General features: G+C 64.2%; 14 protein-coding genes, 1 tRNA gene and 1 pseudogene. 10 read left to right on the top strand and 6 right to left on the bottom strand.

Going from position 1 to position 14088, the window contains the following annotated elements:
• Positions 1-46 precede the first annotated feature (46 nt).
• The 6 genes from P9230_RS28400 to P9230_RS28425 all read left to right on the top strand — a co-directional run bounded on the left by P9230_RS28400 (position 47) and on the right by P9230_RS28425 (position 5305).
• Positions 47-298, top strand: a complete 252-nt coding sequence (locus P9230_RS28400) for a hypothetical protein (protein WP_067001435.1) — start codon at positions 47-49, stop codon at positions 296-298.
• Between the two features lie 12 nt (positions 299-310).
• Positions 311-1195: a pyridoxal kinase PdxY gene (pdxY, locus tag P9230_RS28405; protein WP_278121317.1), complete on the top strand. Its 885-nt coding sequence runs from the start codon at positions 311-313 to the stop codon at positions 1193-1195.
• Positions 1192-1959 (top strand): DUF429 domain-containing protein, encoded by a 768-nt coding sequence (locus P9230_RS28410; protein ID WP_278121318.1) that lies wholly within the window; start codon positions 1192-1194, stop codon positions 1957-1959. Before pdxY ends, P9230_RS28410 begins: the two co-directional genes overlap by 4 nt.
• A 140-nt stretch (positions 1960-2099) precedes the next feature.
• The gene (locus tag P9230_RS28415) at positions 2100-2741 is read left to right on the top strand and encodes a carbonic anhydrase (RefSeq protein WP_067001427.1); all 642 of its coding nucleotides are present in this window, start codon (positions 2100-2102) and stop codon (positions 2739-2741) included.
• A 10-nt stretch (positions 2742-2751) separates the two neighbouring features.
• On the top strand, positions 2752-3168 hold the full coding sequence (locus P9230_RS28420) for a hypothetical protein (protein WP_095799694.1): 417 nt from the start codon (positions 2752-2754) through the stop codon (positions 3166-3168).
• 82 nt (positions 3169-3250) lie between these two features.
• On the top strand, positions 3251-5305 hold the full coding sequence (locus P9230_RS28425) for a M3 family metallopeptidase (protein WP_278121377.1): 2055 nt from the start codon (positions 3251-3253) through the stop codon (positions 5303-5305).
• Positions 5306-5392: 87 nt separating this feature from the next.
• On the opposite strand, the gene P9230_RS28430 is transcribed toward P9230_RS28425, so the two are convergent.
• From P9230_RS28430 to P9230_RS28445, 4 genes and pseudogenes are all read right to left on the bottom strand, one after another.
• A complete protein-coding gene (locus tag P9230_RS28430) occupies positions 5393-6919 on the bottom strand; it encodes a M81 family metallopeptidase (RefSeq protein ID WP_278121320.1) in 1527 nt (508 codons plus the stop codon).
• A 79-nt stretch (positions 6920-6998) separates the two neighbouring features.
• Positions 6999-7827 (bottom strand): annotated as a pseudogene (locus P9230_RS28435) (carbohydrate ABC transporter permease).
• Positions 7824-8693, bottom strand: coding sequence for a sugar ABC transporter permease (locus tag P9230_RS28440; protein ID WP_067002161.1), 870 nt, complete (start codon positions 8691-8693; stop codon positions 7824-7826). Before P9230_RS28440 ends, P9230_RS28435 begins: the two are co-directional and overlap by 4 nt.
• Positions 8694-8998: 305 nt before the next feature.
• Positions 8999-10228, bottom strand: a complete 1230-nt coding sequence (locus P9230_RS28445; protein ID WP_067002159.1) for a sugar ABC transporter substrate-binding protein — start codon at positions 10226-10228, stop codon at positions 8999-9001.
• Positions 10229-10399: 171 nt separating this feature from the next.
• Between P9230_RS28445 and P9230_RS28450 the strand changes: the two genes are divergently transcribed.
• From P9230_RS28450 to P9230_RS28460, 3 genes are read left to right on the top strand one after another with little or no spacing between them, the layout of a single operon-like run.
• Entirely contained in the window at positions 10400-11170 is a 771-nt protein-coding gene (locus P9230_RS28450; RefSeq protein ID WP_278121322.1) for an SDR family oxidoreductase, read from the top strand.
• Positions 11171-11172: 2 nt separating this feature from the next.
• Positions 11173-12240: an ABC transporter ATP-binding protein gene (locus P9230_RS28455; protein WP_278121324.1), complete on the top strand. Its 1068-nt coding sequence runs from the start codon at positions 11173-11175 to the stop codon at positions 12238-12240.
• 9 nt (positions 12241-12249) lie between these two features.
• Positions 12250-13131 (top strand): MurR/RpiR family transcriptional regulator, encoded by an 882-nt coding sequence (locus tag P9230_RS28460; protein WP_278121326.1) that lies wholly within the window; start codon positions 12250-12252, stop codon positions 13129-13131.
• Between the two features lie 107 nt (positions 13132-13238).
• On the opposite strand, the gene P9230_RS28465 is transcribed toward P9230_RS28460, so the two are convergent.
• Together P9230_RS28465 and P9230_RS28470 are read right to left on the bottom strand one after the other, a co-directional pair.
• Positions 13239-13550, bottom strand: a complete 312-nt coding sequence (locus P9230_RS28465; protein ID WP_127403780.1) for a DUF167 family protein — start codon at positions 13548-13550, stop codon at positions 13239-13241.
• Between the two features lie 9 nt (positions 13551-13559).
• Positions 13560-13850, bottom strand: coding sequence for a YggT family protein (locus tag P9230_RS28470; RefSeq protein ID WP_067002157.1), 291 nt, complete (start codon positions 13848-13850; stop codon positions 13560-13562).
• Between the two features lie 140 nt (positions 13851-13990).
• Between P9230_RS28470 and P9230_RS28475 the strand changes: the two genes are divergently transcribed.
• A tRNA-Ala gene (locus P9230_RS28475) sits at positions 13991-14066 on the top strand.
• Positions 14067-14088 lie beyond the last annotated feature (22 nt).

A 14088-nucleotide genomic window follows, 5' to 3' on the forward strand; every position in this document is an offset into this window, starting at 1 on the left:
TACGCGACCGAACAGGCTAAGCTCCGGGCCGGAAAGGACATTTGCCATGGCCGAGCGCCGGGACGACGAGAATGAATCGCGCCGCATCCTTGAGCGCGTGGCGCGCGAAACGACGCCGGGCGGCGCTTCCTTCGTCGCCCGCACCGCGAAGGACGCACGCGACCACGTGACCGCGGCGGATGCCGACCGCTCCGATCCGATCGAAGTTTGGGGCACCCGCATTGGCCGAACGCTCGGCCTCATCATCGCCATTGGGCTGTTGGTCTGGCTGGTGTATGCCGCCACGCAGGGTGGCTAGGAACCGAATTTCATGAATGCTGATAAAACCGACGCGCCGCGCGCGGTCATCGTCATCTCCAGTCATGTCGCCCGCGGCTCGGTCGGCAACCGCGCCGCGGTCTTCGCGCTGGAGACGCTGGGTTTCCCGGTTTGGGCGGTGCCGACCGTGATCCTGCCCTGGCACCCAGGCCACAGCCGCGCCACCCGCATCGTGCCGCCGCTCGATCAGTTCAAGGCGCTGATGGCCGACCTCGAGCGCGCGCCGTGGCTGGGCGAGGTGAGCGCGGTGCTCTCGGGCTATCTCGGTGAGGCCGGCCAGGCGGAGGCCGTCGCTTCGCTGGTTGCGGCCGTCAAGGCGAGGACGCCGGATGCCCTTTATGTATGCGACCCGGTGATGGGCGATTCAGGCGGGCTCTATGTGCCGGAGCCGACGGCCGTCGCGCTGCGCGACAGGCTGATGCCGATCGCCGACATCGCCACGCCCAACCGCTACGAGCTCGAATGGATGGCCGGAGCGCCGCTACCCGACATCAAATCGGTGACGGCGGCCGCCCTGCACGCCGGTCCCGCCACAATGCTGGTCACCTCGGCACCCTCGATGATGGCGGGCGGCACCGGTAACTTCCTCCTCGACGGCCGCCAGGCGCTGCTTGCCGAGCACCGCCTGATCGAGAAGCCGCCGAACGGGTTGGGCGACCTGACGGCCGCCGTCTATCTCGCCCGCATCCTTTCCGGCCAGCCGGCGGCGAAGGCGCTGCAGTCGACCACCGCCGCCGTCTATGAGATCCTGGCGCGCACGGCGAAACGCGGCGGCGACGAGCTGCAGCTCGAGACCGACGCGCAGAGCCTGTCGCATCCGATGGCCATGGTGCAGCTTCGCCATCTCCTCCACCCGGGGCGGGACAAGCGGGCGTGAGGCCAGGCGGCGGCGTGCTGGCCGGCGTCGACGGCTGCAAGGCCGGCTGGATCGCCGTCCATCGCCAGCCTGGCGCGCCGCCATCGGCATCGGTCTTCGCGACTTTCGAGGCTCTGCTACACGCCCTACCCGATGCCACGATCGCCGTCGACATGCCGATCGGCCTGCCTGATTTTTCCAGCCGCGGCGGTCGCGGGCCCGAAGCGCTGGTGCGTCCGCTGCTCGGAGCACGGCAGTCGAGCGTCTTTGCCATACCATCGCGCGCGGCGCTCTACGCCGATACCGGCAACTTCACCACGGTCGAAGCCTGGTATGCCGCGCACCGGCGGGCGAGCGAGGTGGCGATGACGACTTCCAATCCGCCGCGCGGCGTTTCCATCCAGGCCTTCGGTATTTTTTCGAAGATTCGCGAGATCGACCAGCTGTTGATCGCGCGACCGGATTTGCGCGGCCGCATCTTCGAATCGCACCCAGAAGTCGCCTTCTGCCGGATGAACGGCGGCACCGCGATGATCCTGCCCAAGAAGATCAAGGGCACTATCAACCCGGCCGGCCTGGAGGATCGCAAGGCGCTGCTTTGCCGGCAAGGCTACGACAAGACCTTCCTCGACCAGGCGCCGCCGAAGGGTGCCGCCGGCGACGACTTCCTCGACGCGGCCGCCATGATGCTGATCGCCGGCCGCATCGCCAGCGGCGAGGCGCGGCCCTCTCCCGATCCGCCGCTTACCGACCGGTTCGGCATTCAGGTCGCCATCTGGGCATGACCGATCGGGGCGGCCGGCATGCGTTTGCGACGCCGCCATCCGCAATTCGGCATTGCCCGCGACCGGCTTTTGCCGCTAGAGGCTTTTCTCGATCGCAACGAGCTGCCGCCCCCAAACCCTCGGAAAGGCTCTAGCCGCCAATGCCTCACCTTCCCGAACATCTGCTGACCGGCTATCGCAACTTCATGAGCGGCCGCTATCCCGCCGAAAGCGACCGCTACCGCTCGCTGGCGCGCGAGGGCCAGGCGCCCGAGACCATGATCGTCGCCTGCTGCGATTCCCGCTCGGCCCCCGAAGCGATCTTCGATGCCGGGCCGGGCGAGCTCTTCGTGCTGCGCAATGTCGGCAATCTCGTGCCGCCCTATGAGCCGGACGGCGAGTTCCACTCGACCTCTGCCGCGCTCGAGTTCGCCGTGCAGAGCCTGAAGGTTAAGAACATCGTGGTGATGGGCCACGGGCGCTGCGGCGGCATCCGCGCCGCGCTCGATACCAATTTTGCGCCGCTGTCGCCCGGCGATTTCATCGGCAAATGGATGAGCCTGATCGCGCCGGCTGCCGAGACCGTCTCGTCCAGCACCTTCATGACGGCGACCGAGCGCCAGACGGCGCTGGAGCGCATCTCGATCCGCTATTCGATCGCCAATCTCAGGACATTCCCTTGCGTTTCGATCCTCGAGGGCAAGGGCAAGCTTACCCTGCACGGCGCCTGGTTCGACATCTCGACCGGCGAGCTCTGGGTGATGAACAAGGAGACCGGCGATTTCGAGCGGCCGGAGCTTTGATGGAGGATTGATGGAGCGGATCTGGTGTAGGTTTTTCCTTGCGGCAGCGCTGCTGCTGTCCGCAACGATCAGCGCCAGCGCCGATGACAGCGCCGTCATCGATCGTTGGTATTCGGCACTCCTGGTCGCCGACCGAACCGAACTGTCCGAATTGCTTTCTGAAGAGGTGCACATGAAGCTCGACGATGTCGGCGTCGTCCAGGACAAGCAGGAATTCCTCGCTTCGATCGACGAATGGCAAGGCGCGGTTGCCGGCGCCGCCATCCGCCATCGCATCGAGAAGAGCGAAAAGGGCGAGACCACGGTGCTCGCCTGCTACGATTTCCCCGAGAACGACACGCTGATGCGCGAGACCTTCACCGTCGTCGGCGGCCGCATAACCGCCAGCACCCAGACGGCGGTCGCGCAGGACTGCAGCGCCTACTGATCCTGTTGTTGCGCGGTGCCGAGCACCGCCCTACATCGGGATAACCCGCCTGCATTCAGCCCCACCAAAAGCGCCTATGGATTTGCCCATGTCAAAGACCGTCGACCTCGCCGCCCATCCGCTGACGCTTTGGCAAGGCCCGCTCGGCCTGCCCGATTTCACCCGCATCGGCGACAATGATTTCGGGCCGGTCTTCGACGCGGCGCTGGCAGCGCACCAGGCTGAGATCGACGCGATCGCCGGCAACAGCGAGGCGGCAACGATCGAAAACACGCTGGCTGCACTTGAGCTCGCCGGCGAGCCGCTCGACCATGTCTCGTCGATCTTCTGGTGTCGTGCCGGCGCCCACACCAACGACACCATCCAGCAGCTGGAGCGCGAGATTTCGCCCAAGATGTCGCGGCACTTCTCCGCGATCTCGATGAACGAGAAGCTGTTTGCCCGCATCGACGACCTCTACCAGCGCCGCGACAGGCTGAGCCTCGATCCCGAGACGTTGCGTGTGCTGGAAAAGACCTGGAAAGGCTTCGTCCGCTCCGGTGCGAAGCTCGATGCGGAAGGCAAGAAGCGGCTGGCGGCAATCAACGAGGAACTCTCCTCGCTCGGCACCAAATTCGGCCAGAATGTGCTGGCCGACGAACGCGACTGGGCGCTGTTCCTCGACGAGGCTGACCTCGTCGGCCTCCCGGATTTCTTGAAGAGCTCGATGGCCGAGGCGGCCGAGATGCGTGGCCAGAAGGGTCGCTATGCGGTGACGCTGTCGCGCTCGATCTACGAGCCGTTCTCGACCTTCTCGGAGCGCCGCGACCTGCGCGAGATCGCCTTCCGCGCCTTCATCATGCGCGGCCAGAATGGCGGCGCCAGCGACAATACCGATGTGGTGCGCGACATGCTGAAGCTGCGCGCCGAGAAGGCGAGGCTGCTCGGCTATGAGTCTTTCGCGGCGCTTAAGCTCGACGACACGATGGCGAAGACGCCGAAGGCGGTGCACAACCTGCTCGATCCGGTCTGGGAAAAGGCGCTGGAAAAGGCGGCCGCCGATCAGAAGCAGCTGGAGCGGCTGGCCACCGAAGCCGGCAGCAACGAAAAATTCGCGGCATGGGACTGGCGCTTCTACCAGGAGAAGCTGCGCGCCGAGAAATTCGCCTTCGACGAGGCCGAGCTGAAGCCCTACCTGCAGCTCGAGCGCGTCATCGACGCCTGCTTCGACGTCGCGACCAAGCTGTTCGGCATCAGCTTCGAAGAGAAGAAGGGCATTGCCGCCTGGCATCCCGACGCGCGCGTCTTCGTGGTCAAGAACGCGGACGGCAGCGAGCGCGGCCTGTTTCTGGCGGATTACTTCGCGCGGCCCTCGAAACGCTCCGGCGCCTGGATGAGCGCGCTGAAATCCGGCTACAAGCTTGGGGAAGGCGCGATGCCGGTCATCTACAACATCATGAACTTCGCCAAGCCGCCGGCCGGCGAGCAGGCCCTTCTCTCCGTCGACGAAGCAAAAACGCTGTTTCACGAATTCGGCCATGCGCTGCATGGTATGCTGACCGACGTCACCTGGCCGTCGGTCTCCGGCACCTCGGTCAGCCGCGACTTCGTCGAACTGCCCTCGCAGCTCTATGAGCATTGGCTGACGGTGCCGGCGGTGCTGGAAAAGCATGCGCTGCACGTCAAGACCGGCAAGCCGATGCCGAAGGACCTGCTCGACAAGATGCTCGCCGCCCGCACCTTCGGCGCCGGCTTCGCCACGGTCGAGTTCACCGCCTCGGCGCTGATCGACATGGCTTATCACGCAAGGCCGGACGCGCCGGCCGAGCCGCTTCCGTTCGAGGCCGAAACGCTGGAAAAGCTGCATATGCCCGACACCATCGCCATGCGTCATCGCACCCCGCATTTCGGTCATATCTTCGCCGGCGAGGGGTATTCAGCCGGCTACTATTCCTACATGTGGTCGGAGGTGCTGGACGCCGACGCCTTTTCCGCCTTCGAGGAAACAGGCGATCCTTTCAACCCGGAACTGGCCGAGCGGCTGAGGAAGAACATCTACGCCGCCGGCGGAGCGAAGGATCCGGATGAGCTTTACACGGCCTTCCGCGGCAAGATGCCTTCGCCCGAGGCGATGATGGTGAAAAGAGGGTTGGTGTAGCGCGCCCCTCCCTTCTCCCCATGTGGGAGAAGGTGGATCGGCGCGGAGCGCCGAGACGGATGAGGGGTGTTCCAGCGGAGTGAGACGTCAGCATTCCTTGGAGCACCCCTCGACACCCACAGGGGGAGAAGGAGGAGCCTCATCCTTCCACGGATCCTTCACCCTCGGCCATATCGGTCTCCTCAGCTTCCTGTAATCCGTCGCCGCCGGATTGCTGGGATAAGAACTCGGCGCCGCGACATAGATGACCTCGGCGGCAATCGGCGCGAAGCCGGCGTAGAAATGGTTGGTCGACTTGATCAGCAGGATGTCCTTCGACATCGGATCGACGCCGATATTGGAGAAGATGTCCGGCTCGAAGGTCTGGGTGCGGTTGGCGTTGAGGATGACGTCGACCTCGGTGCCCTCGATGCGAACCACCGCAGCCGGCCCGAGCGTCACCCGGCTCGGCCCGAAGCTTTGCCAGCCCTCGCTGACGGCCTTGAGCACCGTGACGCGCGCGTCGATCGGCTCGCCGGCCTGCGGTCCGGCCTTGCCGCCGAAGCGCAGGTCGATGACGGCGCCCTCGCCAGCCGCCTGGCAGAAGGTCACCGCGATCGGATCCCAGATCGTGGCGACGCCGACTCTGTCGATCCCGCGCGCCAGCAACTCGGAGAGCACGATGGTGCCATCGCCCGGCACGCCGCCGCCCGGATTGTCCCAGATATCGGCGATCACCACAGGCATGTCCTTCTGTGCCGCACGCACGGCAAGCGCCCGCTCGATGCCGGCGGAGGCGGAGAGCATCGTCATCGCCGTCTTTTCGCGCAGCGCATAGAGCTCGCGTCCCAGCGTTTCGGCGAGTTGGTCGCCTTTTTCCTTGTCGTTGTCGGTGACGACCAGGATGCGCGTTCCCATCTCCGGCACGTCGGCGGCCATGAAGCCGTGGATGACCGAGACCGACAGCACGCCGTCCTTGCCGTGCAGCGCTTTGATCCTGTCGACGAAAGAGCGCATCGGCTCGCGGCTGGTCGGCAGCACCTGGATCATGCGGCAGTCGAAGGTCGAGATCACCGGCTTGATTTCGCCCCGCGCCGCGGCAAGGCCGAGCTCGACCACATGCTCGCCGCGCTCGTAGAAATCGGTGTGCGGGAATTCGAGGAAATAGGCCATGATGTCGGAGGCCGCGACGCGCTTGGGCGTCAGATGGCTGTGCGGATCGAATTCCGAGGCGATCACCACCTTCGGCCCGACGATTGCGCGCACACGCTCCAGCAGGTCGCCCTCGCAGTCGTCATAACCCTGCGCCACCATCGCGCCGTGCAGGCCGAGGATCACCGCATCGACCGGCAGGGCGGCATTGAGCTGGTCGAGGATCTCGTCGCGCAGCGCCTCAAAAGCCTGCCGCTGCACCAGCCCGCCGGGCTCCGCCCAGGTGGCGGTGCCTTCGATGACGGTCAGGCCTTCGCTGGCCGCACGCCGGCGCAGCGCCACGATCGGCGAGGAGCACAGCGTCGGCGTCTCCGGATGTTTTCCCGGGCCGGCATAGAAGGCCATCTCGAACGAGGCCCGGTCGGTCGGCACCGGCGAGAAGGTGTTGGTTTCCGTCGCCAGGGAGGCGGTGAAGATGCGCATCAAAACTCCGTGGACTATTTGTTTTTGGCAATTCCGGACGGAAAACCGCTCCACAGTTTTCCTGGAATTGCCGGGATTGCTATTTCACCGCTCCTAATGCCAGCCCGCGGACCAGGTAGCGTTGCAGCCAGATGAAGAGGATCGCCACCGGCAGCGTCGCCAGCAGCGTTGCCGCCATGACATGGTGCCATTCGATCGTGTAGCGCCCGGCGACCAGCGAGAAAACCTGGATCGGCAGCGTGTAGCTTTCCTGGCTGCGCAACATGGTGAGCGCCACGACGAACTCGTTCCAGGCGTTGATGAAGGTGAAGATCGCCGTCACAGCGATTGCCGGCAGGCAAAGCGGCAGGAACACTTTTCGCAGCGTCAGCCAGCGGCCGGCCCCTTCCATCCAGGCGGCCTCCTCGAGGTCGCGCGGAATGGTGTCGAAATAACTCTGCAGCATCCAGACGGTGAAGGCGACGTTGAAGGCCATGTAGATGAAGCCGAGTGCCGTCGTGCTCTCGACCAGCCCCCAGGCGGCCATCAGCCTGAACAGGCCAAGCACCAGCACGATCGGCGAGATCATCTGCGAGATCAGAAGGAACTGGCGGAACGCGCCATAACCGGCAAAGCGGAAGCGCGACATGGCATAGGCCGCCGGCACCGAGATCAGGATGGCGCCGATCGTGGCGAGCGCCGAGACATAGAGCGAATTGAGAAGCGCCTGGCCGAAACCGGTCGCCACCCACATATCGGCAAAATTCGACCAGCGGAATTCGCTCGGCCGACCATGTTGGCGTCAGCACTTCGGTCCGCGGCTTGACCGCAGTGAGGAACATCACCGCGAAGGGGAAGATCGTCACCACGATCAATGGCGCAAGCAGCAGCCAGGCGATGATCGAGCGTTTCAGCTTGCCGTTTCTCATGCGCGTTGCTCCCGCATGGCGAGCCGCACATAGATCATGGTGAAGATGAGCAGGATGACGAACATCACCAGCGACACCGCCGAAGCCTCGCCCAGCTTGCCGATGCGGAAGGCGAGCTTGTAGAGATGGGTGACCAATATGTCGGTGGAATTCGCCGGTCCCCCTTGAGTCATCACCCAGATGATCGGGAAGGAGTTGAAGACGTAGATCGTGTTGAGCACGATCGCGATGTTGATGAACGGTTTTAGGAGCGGAAAGGTGATCTCGCGGAACTGCTGTAAGGGGGTCGCGCCCTCCAGCGCCGCGGCTTCGTAGAGATCGTCGGGGATCGACGACAGGCCGCCGAGGAAGATCGTGGTGGTGAACGGCACCGTCACCAGAATGCCGATCAGCACCTGCATCGGGAAGGCGGTCTCGGCGCTCGCCAGCCACTGGATGTTCTGGCTGATCAGGCCGAGCTTCATCAGCCCCGAGTTCAGCATGCCGCTTTCGCCGTTGAGCGCCCAGCGCCATACCACCGCCGTCATGGTGAGCGACACCGCCCAGGGCAGCATGATGATGACGCGGGCCAGCCCACGGCCGTAGAAGTCGGTATTGAGGATGATCGCCACCGGGATCGACAAGAGCAGCGCCCCGCCGACCACCAGCACGGTCCATAGGCCGGTGCGCCACAGGGCGGCGACAAAATCGGGATCGGCAGCAAGCGCCCGGAAATTGGCCAGGCCGCTGAAGTCGCGCAGCTGGCCAAAGCGATTCACGTCATGCGTCGAGATCTGCACGAGATCCCAGACGGGCCAGAAGATCACCACCGCCGCCAGCAAAAGGCTGGGAAGCGTCAGCAGATAGGGCACGATACGGCTTTGCATCGGCTGGCTTGCACCGCGTTGCGGGTAGATGGCAGTGGCATTGGTGCTCAAGGCACGTCCCCGCATTGGAACTTCGCTGGCCTGCCGGCTTGGCCGTCGTTCTTCCTGGGCAATTGCTTCAGGATTTGCATTCCTCGCCGGCGTTTGAGCCGACATCGATGATTGTCCTTGTCTGAACCGATTGCCCGGTCGTTCTTCCGCAATCCGACAGAAAACCGCGCCCGTTTTCCTGCGATTGCCAAGCCGGAGAGATGTGGCGCGCCCCGACGGGGTGGGGCGCGCCACGGGCGCAGGGGAGATACGCCCTATTTCTTCAGTACGCCGTTGGCCTTGTCTGCCGCCTCCTTCAAAGCGGCCTCCGGCTCGGCGCTGCCGAGATAGATCTTCTGCATGGCGTCGGAAGTGATCTGGGCGATTTCTTCCCAGCCCGGGATGACCGGCGCGAAGCGAGCGTCGGGCAACAGCGCGGTGAAGGCGGCGAGGTCGGCGTTGTTGACGTAATAGTCCATCTTCGCCTCTTCCTTGTTCACGGGCAGGAAGCCTTCGCCTTGCGTGAACTTGGCGCGCTGCTCCTTGGTGAACAGGAAGTCGAGCAGCTTCCAGGCCTCGTCCTTGTTCTTGGAGTTCTTGAACATGATTATGGAATCGGTGACGCCATAGGTGCCGCGCGCGCCGGTCGGCCCGGCCGGAATGGCGGCGACGCCGTATTTCAGGCTCGGCGCCTCTTCCTTGATCTGGTTGGAGAGGAATGGCGCGGTGATCATCATGCCGACCTTGCCCTGCTTGAACAGGTTCTGCACGTCCTCGCGGTTGTTGGAGGTCACGCCAGGCTCGGTCAGGCCCTCGTCGATCATCGACTTGTAAAGCTTGGCCGCTTCAAGCGCCCCCGGCGTGCTCAGGCCCGACGTGCCGTCCTTGTTGAGGATCTCGGTGCCGAATGACCACATCGCGTAGTAGTAATAGACGTCCGTCTCGATCTCCTTGCCTTGCAGGCCGTAGCCGAAGGCGCCGACCGCCTTGATCTTGCGCGCGTCCTCCTGCAACTCGGTCCAGGTTGCCGGCGGCTTGGCTATGCCGGCCTTCTCGAACAGCTCCTTGTTGTAATACATGGCACGCGCCGAGGCGGCGATCGGCAGGCCATAGGTATGGCCGTTCATGATCGAAGGCTGCAGGAAAGTATCTATGAAGCGGTCCTTGAACTCGGGCTTGATGTAGCTGTCGAGCGGCTCGGCGACGTCTTGCTGCACGAAGTCGATCAGCCAGCGCGTGCCGATGATCGATAGATCGGCATTGGTGCCGGCAGTGATGTCGGTGGTCAGCTTCTGTAGGAGCACGTCCCACGGCACCACTTCATATTTGATGGTAATGCCGGGATTGGCCGCCTCGAACTCCTTCTTCACCTCTTCGAAATAGGGGCCGGTCTTGGCGCTGTATTCGGCGACGGTGACGCGCACCTCGCCCGCATCGGCCGGCGCGGCAAGCGCCAGCATGCTCATTCCGGCCAACAGGCCAACAGTCCATTTCGCAAGGCTCATCTGATCTCCTCCCATGATGCGCATTCGCGCCTGGCCCGGCGGGCACAGGATTTATGTTACTTTCCTACATTATCGAGGGTTTTCGGGGAAGCAAGCAGTTTATCATGTTGCTTAATTACATTTCGTTGAGTAGCGTTCTCTCCCTGTCGGAAGTGGCGAGGAGCACTGATCGTGGTGTCGCAGGGCGATTTCGAGGGCAAGACAATTGTCGTCACCGGCGCCGGCGGCGGTCTTGGCTCGGCGATCGTGGCGCTGATGGCCGAGCGCGGCGGCCGCATCGTCGGCTGCGACCAGTCGGCCGAGGCGCTGACCAGCCCGCACATCGCCTCGTGGCACGTTTTCAACCTGCTCGACCGCACCTCGATCGAAGCGGCGATCTCAAGCCTGCTCGACAAGGACGGCGTGCCGGATATCCTTGTCAACAATGCCGGCTGGACGCGCGCCGAGACGCTGAAAGCGTTGACGCCGGAGAGAATAGAACAGGAGCTCGACCTCAACCTCGCCGGTGTGATGAGTTTCGCCGATCCGCTGGTCAAGGCGATGGCCGCGCGCGGCTCGGGCAGCGTCGTCTTCATCTCCTCGGTCAACGCCATCGCGCATTTCGGCAATCCGGCCTATGCCGCCGCCAAGGCCGGCATCAACGCTTACGCCAAGTCGATCGCCGTCGAACTTGGCCGCAGCGGCGTGCGCGCCAACGTCGTCTGCCCTGGCTCGATCCGCACCGCCGCCTGGGATCATCGCCTGGCTAAGGATCCCGAGATCCTCGGCCGGCTGAAGCGGCTCTATCCGCTCGGCCGCATCGTGAATGCGTCGGAAGTGGCCGAGGCCGTGGCTTTCCTTGCTTCCGACCGCGCATCCGGCATAACGGGCGCCGTGGTGCCGGTGGACGCCGGACTGACAGCCGGCTACCTGCCTTTCATCGAAGACATTTTGGGAGCGTGACCATGACCGATGTCCAGTTTCGCAACCTGTCGAAATCCTTCGGCCAGCATAAAATCCTCGAGGACATCAACCTCGAGATCAAGAGCAGCGAGTTCGTCGCGCTGGTTGGTCCGTCCGGCTGCGGTAAGTCCACGCTCCTGCGCATGCTGGCCGGGCTGGAGACGATCTCCGCCGGTGATCTCGTGATCGGCGGCACCCGTGCCAACGACCTGCCGCCGCAGAAGCGCAACATCGCCATGGTCTTCCAGTCCTATGCCCTGTTCCCGCATCTGAGGGCCGCCGACAATATCGGCTTCGGCCCGAAGATCCGCGGCGAGACGCGTGCCGCGATCGACGACAAGGTGAAGAAAGCGTCCGGCGTGCTCAACCTCTTCTCCTATCTCGACCGCTATCCCAGGCAGTTGTCCGGCGGCCAGCGTCAGCGCGTCGCCATGGGCCGCGCCATCGTGCGTGAGCCCTCCGTCTTTCTGTTCGATGAGCCGCTCTCCAATCTCGACGCGCAGTTGCGCGTGCAGATGCGCACCGAGATCAAGGCGCTGCACCAGCGGCTGAAATCGACCATCGTCTACGTCACCCACGACCAGATCGAGGCCATGACCATGGCCGACCGCATCGTCGTGATGGATCGTGGCCGCATCCAACAGGTCGGACAGCCGCTCGAACTCTACGACCGGCCGGCCAACAAGTTCGTCGCCGGCTTCATCGGCTCGCCGTCGATGAGTTTTGTTTCCGGCGCGCTGAAGACCGCCGATGCCAAGTCCTGGTTCGAGACCAAAGGCGGCGGCCGGCTGGCGCTTGCCGGCAAGACAGCGTCCGGCGGCGACACGGTCGAGGCGGGCATCCGCCCCGAGCATTTCATCATCGGCGCGCGTGACGATGCCATCGCCATCGACGTCGACGTGGTCGAGCCGACCGGCTCAGAGACCCATGTCTATGGCTCGATCGGCGACGACACGGTACGCGCCGTGTTCCGCGACCGGCTGCAGGTGAAGCCGGGTGACCGGCTGCCAGTGAGCGTCGACCCGCGCAACATCCATCTCTTCGACAAGGCGACGGGCCTGCCGCTGTGAGCTGAAAGGATGAAGACCCCGGCCGACATCATCACCCGCCTGCAACTGATGTCGCAGGACGGCACCAAATCGGACCGCCGGCTGGCCGGCTTGGTGCTTTCCGATCTCGATTTCGCCTCCAAGGCAGCGATTTCGGAGATTGCCGCGCGTGTCGGCGTCAGCGAGCCGACCGTCACCCGCTTCTGCCGCAATCTCGGCTGCGAGGGCCTGCGCGATTTCAAATTCTATTTGGCGCAGGCGATCGCCATCGGCGGTCAGTACCTGTCGCCGGAACCGCTCAGCCGCGACGCGCGCGAGCAGCGCATCGCTTCCGCCATTACCGAGGCAGCGGTCGCCGCCATCCAGCGGGCCAGCGAAAATCTCGACATGACGACGCTGATGGCTGTCGGCGCCCGCATCGCCGGTTCCGGCAATGTGCTGTGCATCGGCTCCGGCGGCATCTCCTCGATGATGGCGACGGAGATGCAAAATCGGCTGTTCCGGCTGGGCCTCTCGGCGCTCGCCCAAGTCGACGGCCAGTTACAGCGCATGTATGCGGCGGTCGCGACACCGGAGACGACGCTGGTCGCCTTCTCGGTCTCGGGCTATGCCCGCTCGGTCATCGAGGCGGTCGAGGTCGCGCAGCAATATGGCGCAGCCACCGTCGCCATCACCGCGCCCGATTCGGGTTTGGCCAAGGTCGCCGACACGGTCATCCAGTTGCAGTCTTTCGAGGACGGGAATATCTACAAGCCGACCTCGTCGCGCTACGCGCTGCTTGCCATTCTCGACATGATCGCCACCACGGTGGCGGAATCGCGCGGGCCGAAGGTGCTGGAGAACCTGCGCCGCATCAAGCAGAGCGTGAATACGCTGAAGGTCGACGATCCGAAGCTGCCGCTGGGAGACTGAAGCGCCGGGGCTGAAACTGCCGATCTCCCCCGAGTAGGAACCCAAGCGGGGGGAATGTCCGGCAGGACAGAGGCGGGCGCTGGCCCGCCTCGCCTCTCAAGTTTGGATTACCCGGAAAGCGCCTCGACGCGCTTCGCCAGCTCAGCCGCATCACCCCAGATCCGCAGCGTCTTAAGCCGGGACGTGCCTCCGGCCACCACCGAAACCGCCGATCCCGGCACGCCAAGCGCCTTCGCCATCATCCGCTCCAGCGCCGTATTGGCGGCGCCGTTCTCCGGCACCGCGCGCACACGCGCCTTGAGATGGCTGCGCCCGTCGGCGGCCGTCTCAATGCCTTCGATCCGATCCACCGCCGCCTTCGGCGTCAGCCGCACGAAAAGGTCGATGCCGTCGTCGCGCGGACGGAACGGCGAGGCCATGGATCGGCCTTAAGCGACCCAGGAGAAGACGGTGGTGATCAAAAACTGGCGGATGAAGAAGATGATCAAAAGAAGAATGATCGGCGAGATGTCGATGCCGCCAAGATCGGGCATGTAGCGGCGGATCGGCCGCAGCGCCGGCTCGGTCAGACGGTAAAGCATATTGCCGACGGTGCCGACAAACTGGTTGCGCGAGTTGACGACGTTGAAGGCATAGAGCCAGGAAAAGATCGCCGAGGCGATGATGATCCACCAGTAGATATCAAGCGCCATGACGATGGTTTGAATAAGGGCGATCATGCCGGTCTCCAAATTGTCGCCGACATGTAGCCATTGCGCGCGGAACCGGCAAGGCCCGGCCGTTTCGGCGCTCGATGCCGGGCAGCCGTTTCGCCTTGACATCAAACCGCCGCGACCGATACAAGCCGATCCGCTGGAACGGGGCTGTAGCTCAGCTGGGAGAGCGCATCGTTCGCAATGATGAGGTCAGGGGTTCGATCCCCCTCAGCTCCACCAGCGGAAAGCAAGGGCGGGCTCT

Origin of the sequence: Mesorhizobium sp. WSM4887 (assembly GCF_029625865.1) — a bacterium.
Taxonomy (GTDB): domain Bacteria; phylum Pseudomonadota; class Alphaproteobacteria; order Rhizobiales; family Rhizobiaceae; genus Mesorhizobium.

Bases quoted from the DNA above. Each gene is read 5' to 3' on its own strand.
- P9230_RS28465 (WP_127403780.1), bottom strand. From the start codon at position 13,550: ATGGCCTCGCCGTTCCGTCCGCGCGACGACGGCATCGACCTTTTCGTG.
- P9230_RS28430 (WP_278121320.1), bottom strand. From the start codon at position 6,919: ATGCGCATCTTCACCGCCTCCCTGGCGACGGAAACCAACACCTTCTCG.
- P9230_RS28460 (WP_278121326.1), top strand. From the start codon at position 12,250: ATGAAGACCCCGGCCGACATCATCACCCGCCTGCAACTGATGTCGCAG.
- P9230_RS28415 (WP_067001427.1), top strand. From the start codon at position 2,100: ATGCCTCACCTTCCCGAACATCTGCTGACCGGCTATCGCAACTTCATG.
- P9230_RS28445 (WP_067002159.1), bottom strand. From the start codon at position 10,228: ATGAGCCTTGCGAAATGGACTGTTGGCCTGTTGGCCGGAATGAGCATG.
- P9230_RS28470 (WP_067002157.1), bottom strand. From the start codon at position 13,850: ATGATCGCCCTTATTCAAACCATCGTCATGGCGCTTGATATCTACTGG.
- P9230_RS28455 (WP_278121324.1), top strand. From the start codon at position 11,173: ATGACCGATGTCCAGTTTCGCAACCTGTCGAAATCCTTCGGCCAGCAT.
- P9230_RS28400 (WP_067001435.1), top strand. From the start codon at position 47: ATGGCCGAGCGCCGGGACGACGAGAATGAATCGCGCCGCATCCTTGAG.
- pdxY (WP_278121317.1), top strand. From the start codon at position 311: ATGAATGCTGATAAAACCGACGCGCCGCGCGCGGTCATCGTCATCTCC.
- P9230_RS28440 (WP_067002161.1), bottom strand. From the start codon at position 8,693: ATGCAAAGCCGTATCGTGCCCTATCTGCTGACGCTTCCCAGCCTTTTG.
- P9230_RS28420 (WP_095799694.1), top strand. From the start codon at position 2,752: ATGGAGCGGATCTGGTGTAGGTTTTTCCTTGCGGCAGCGCTGCTGCTG.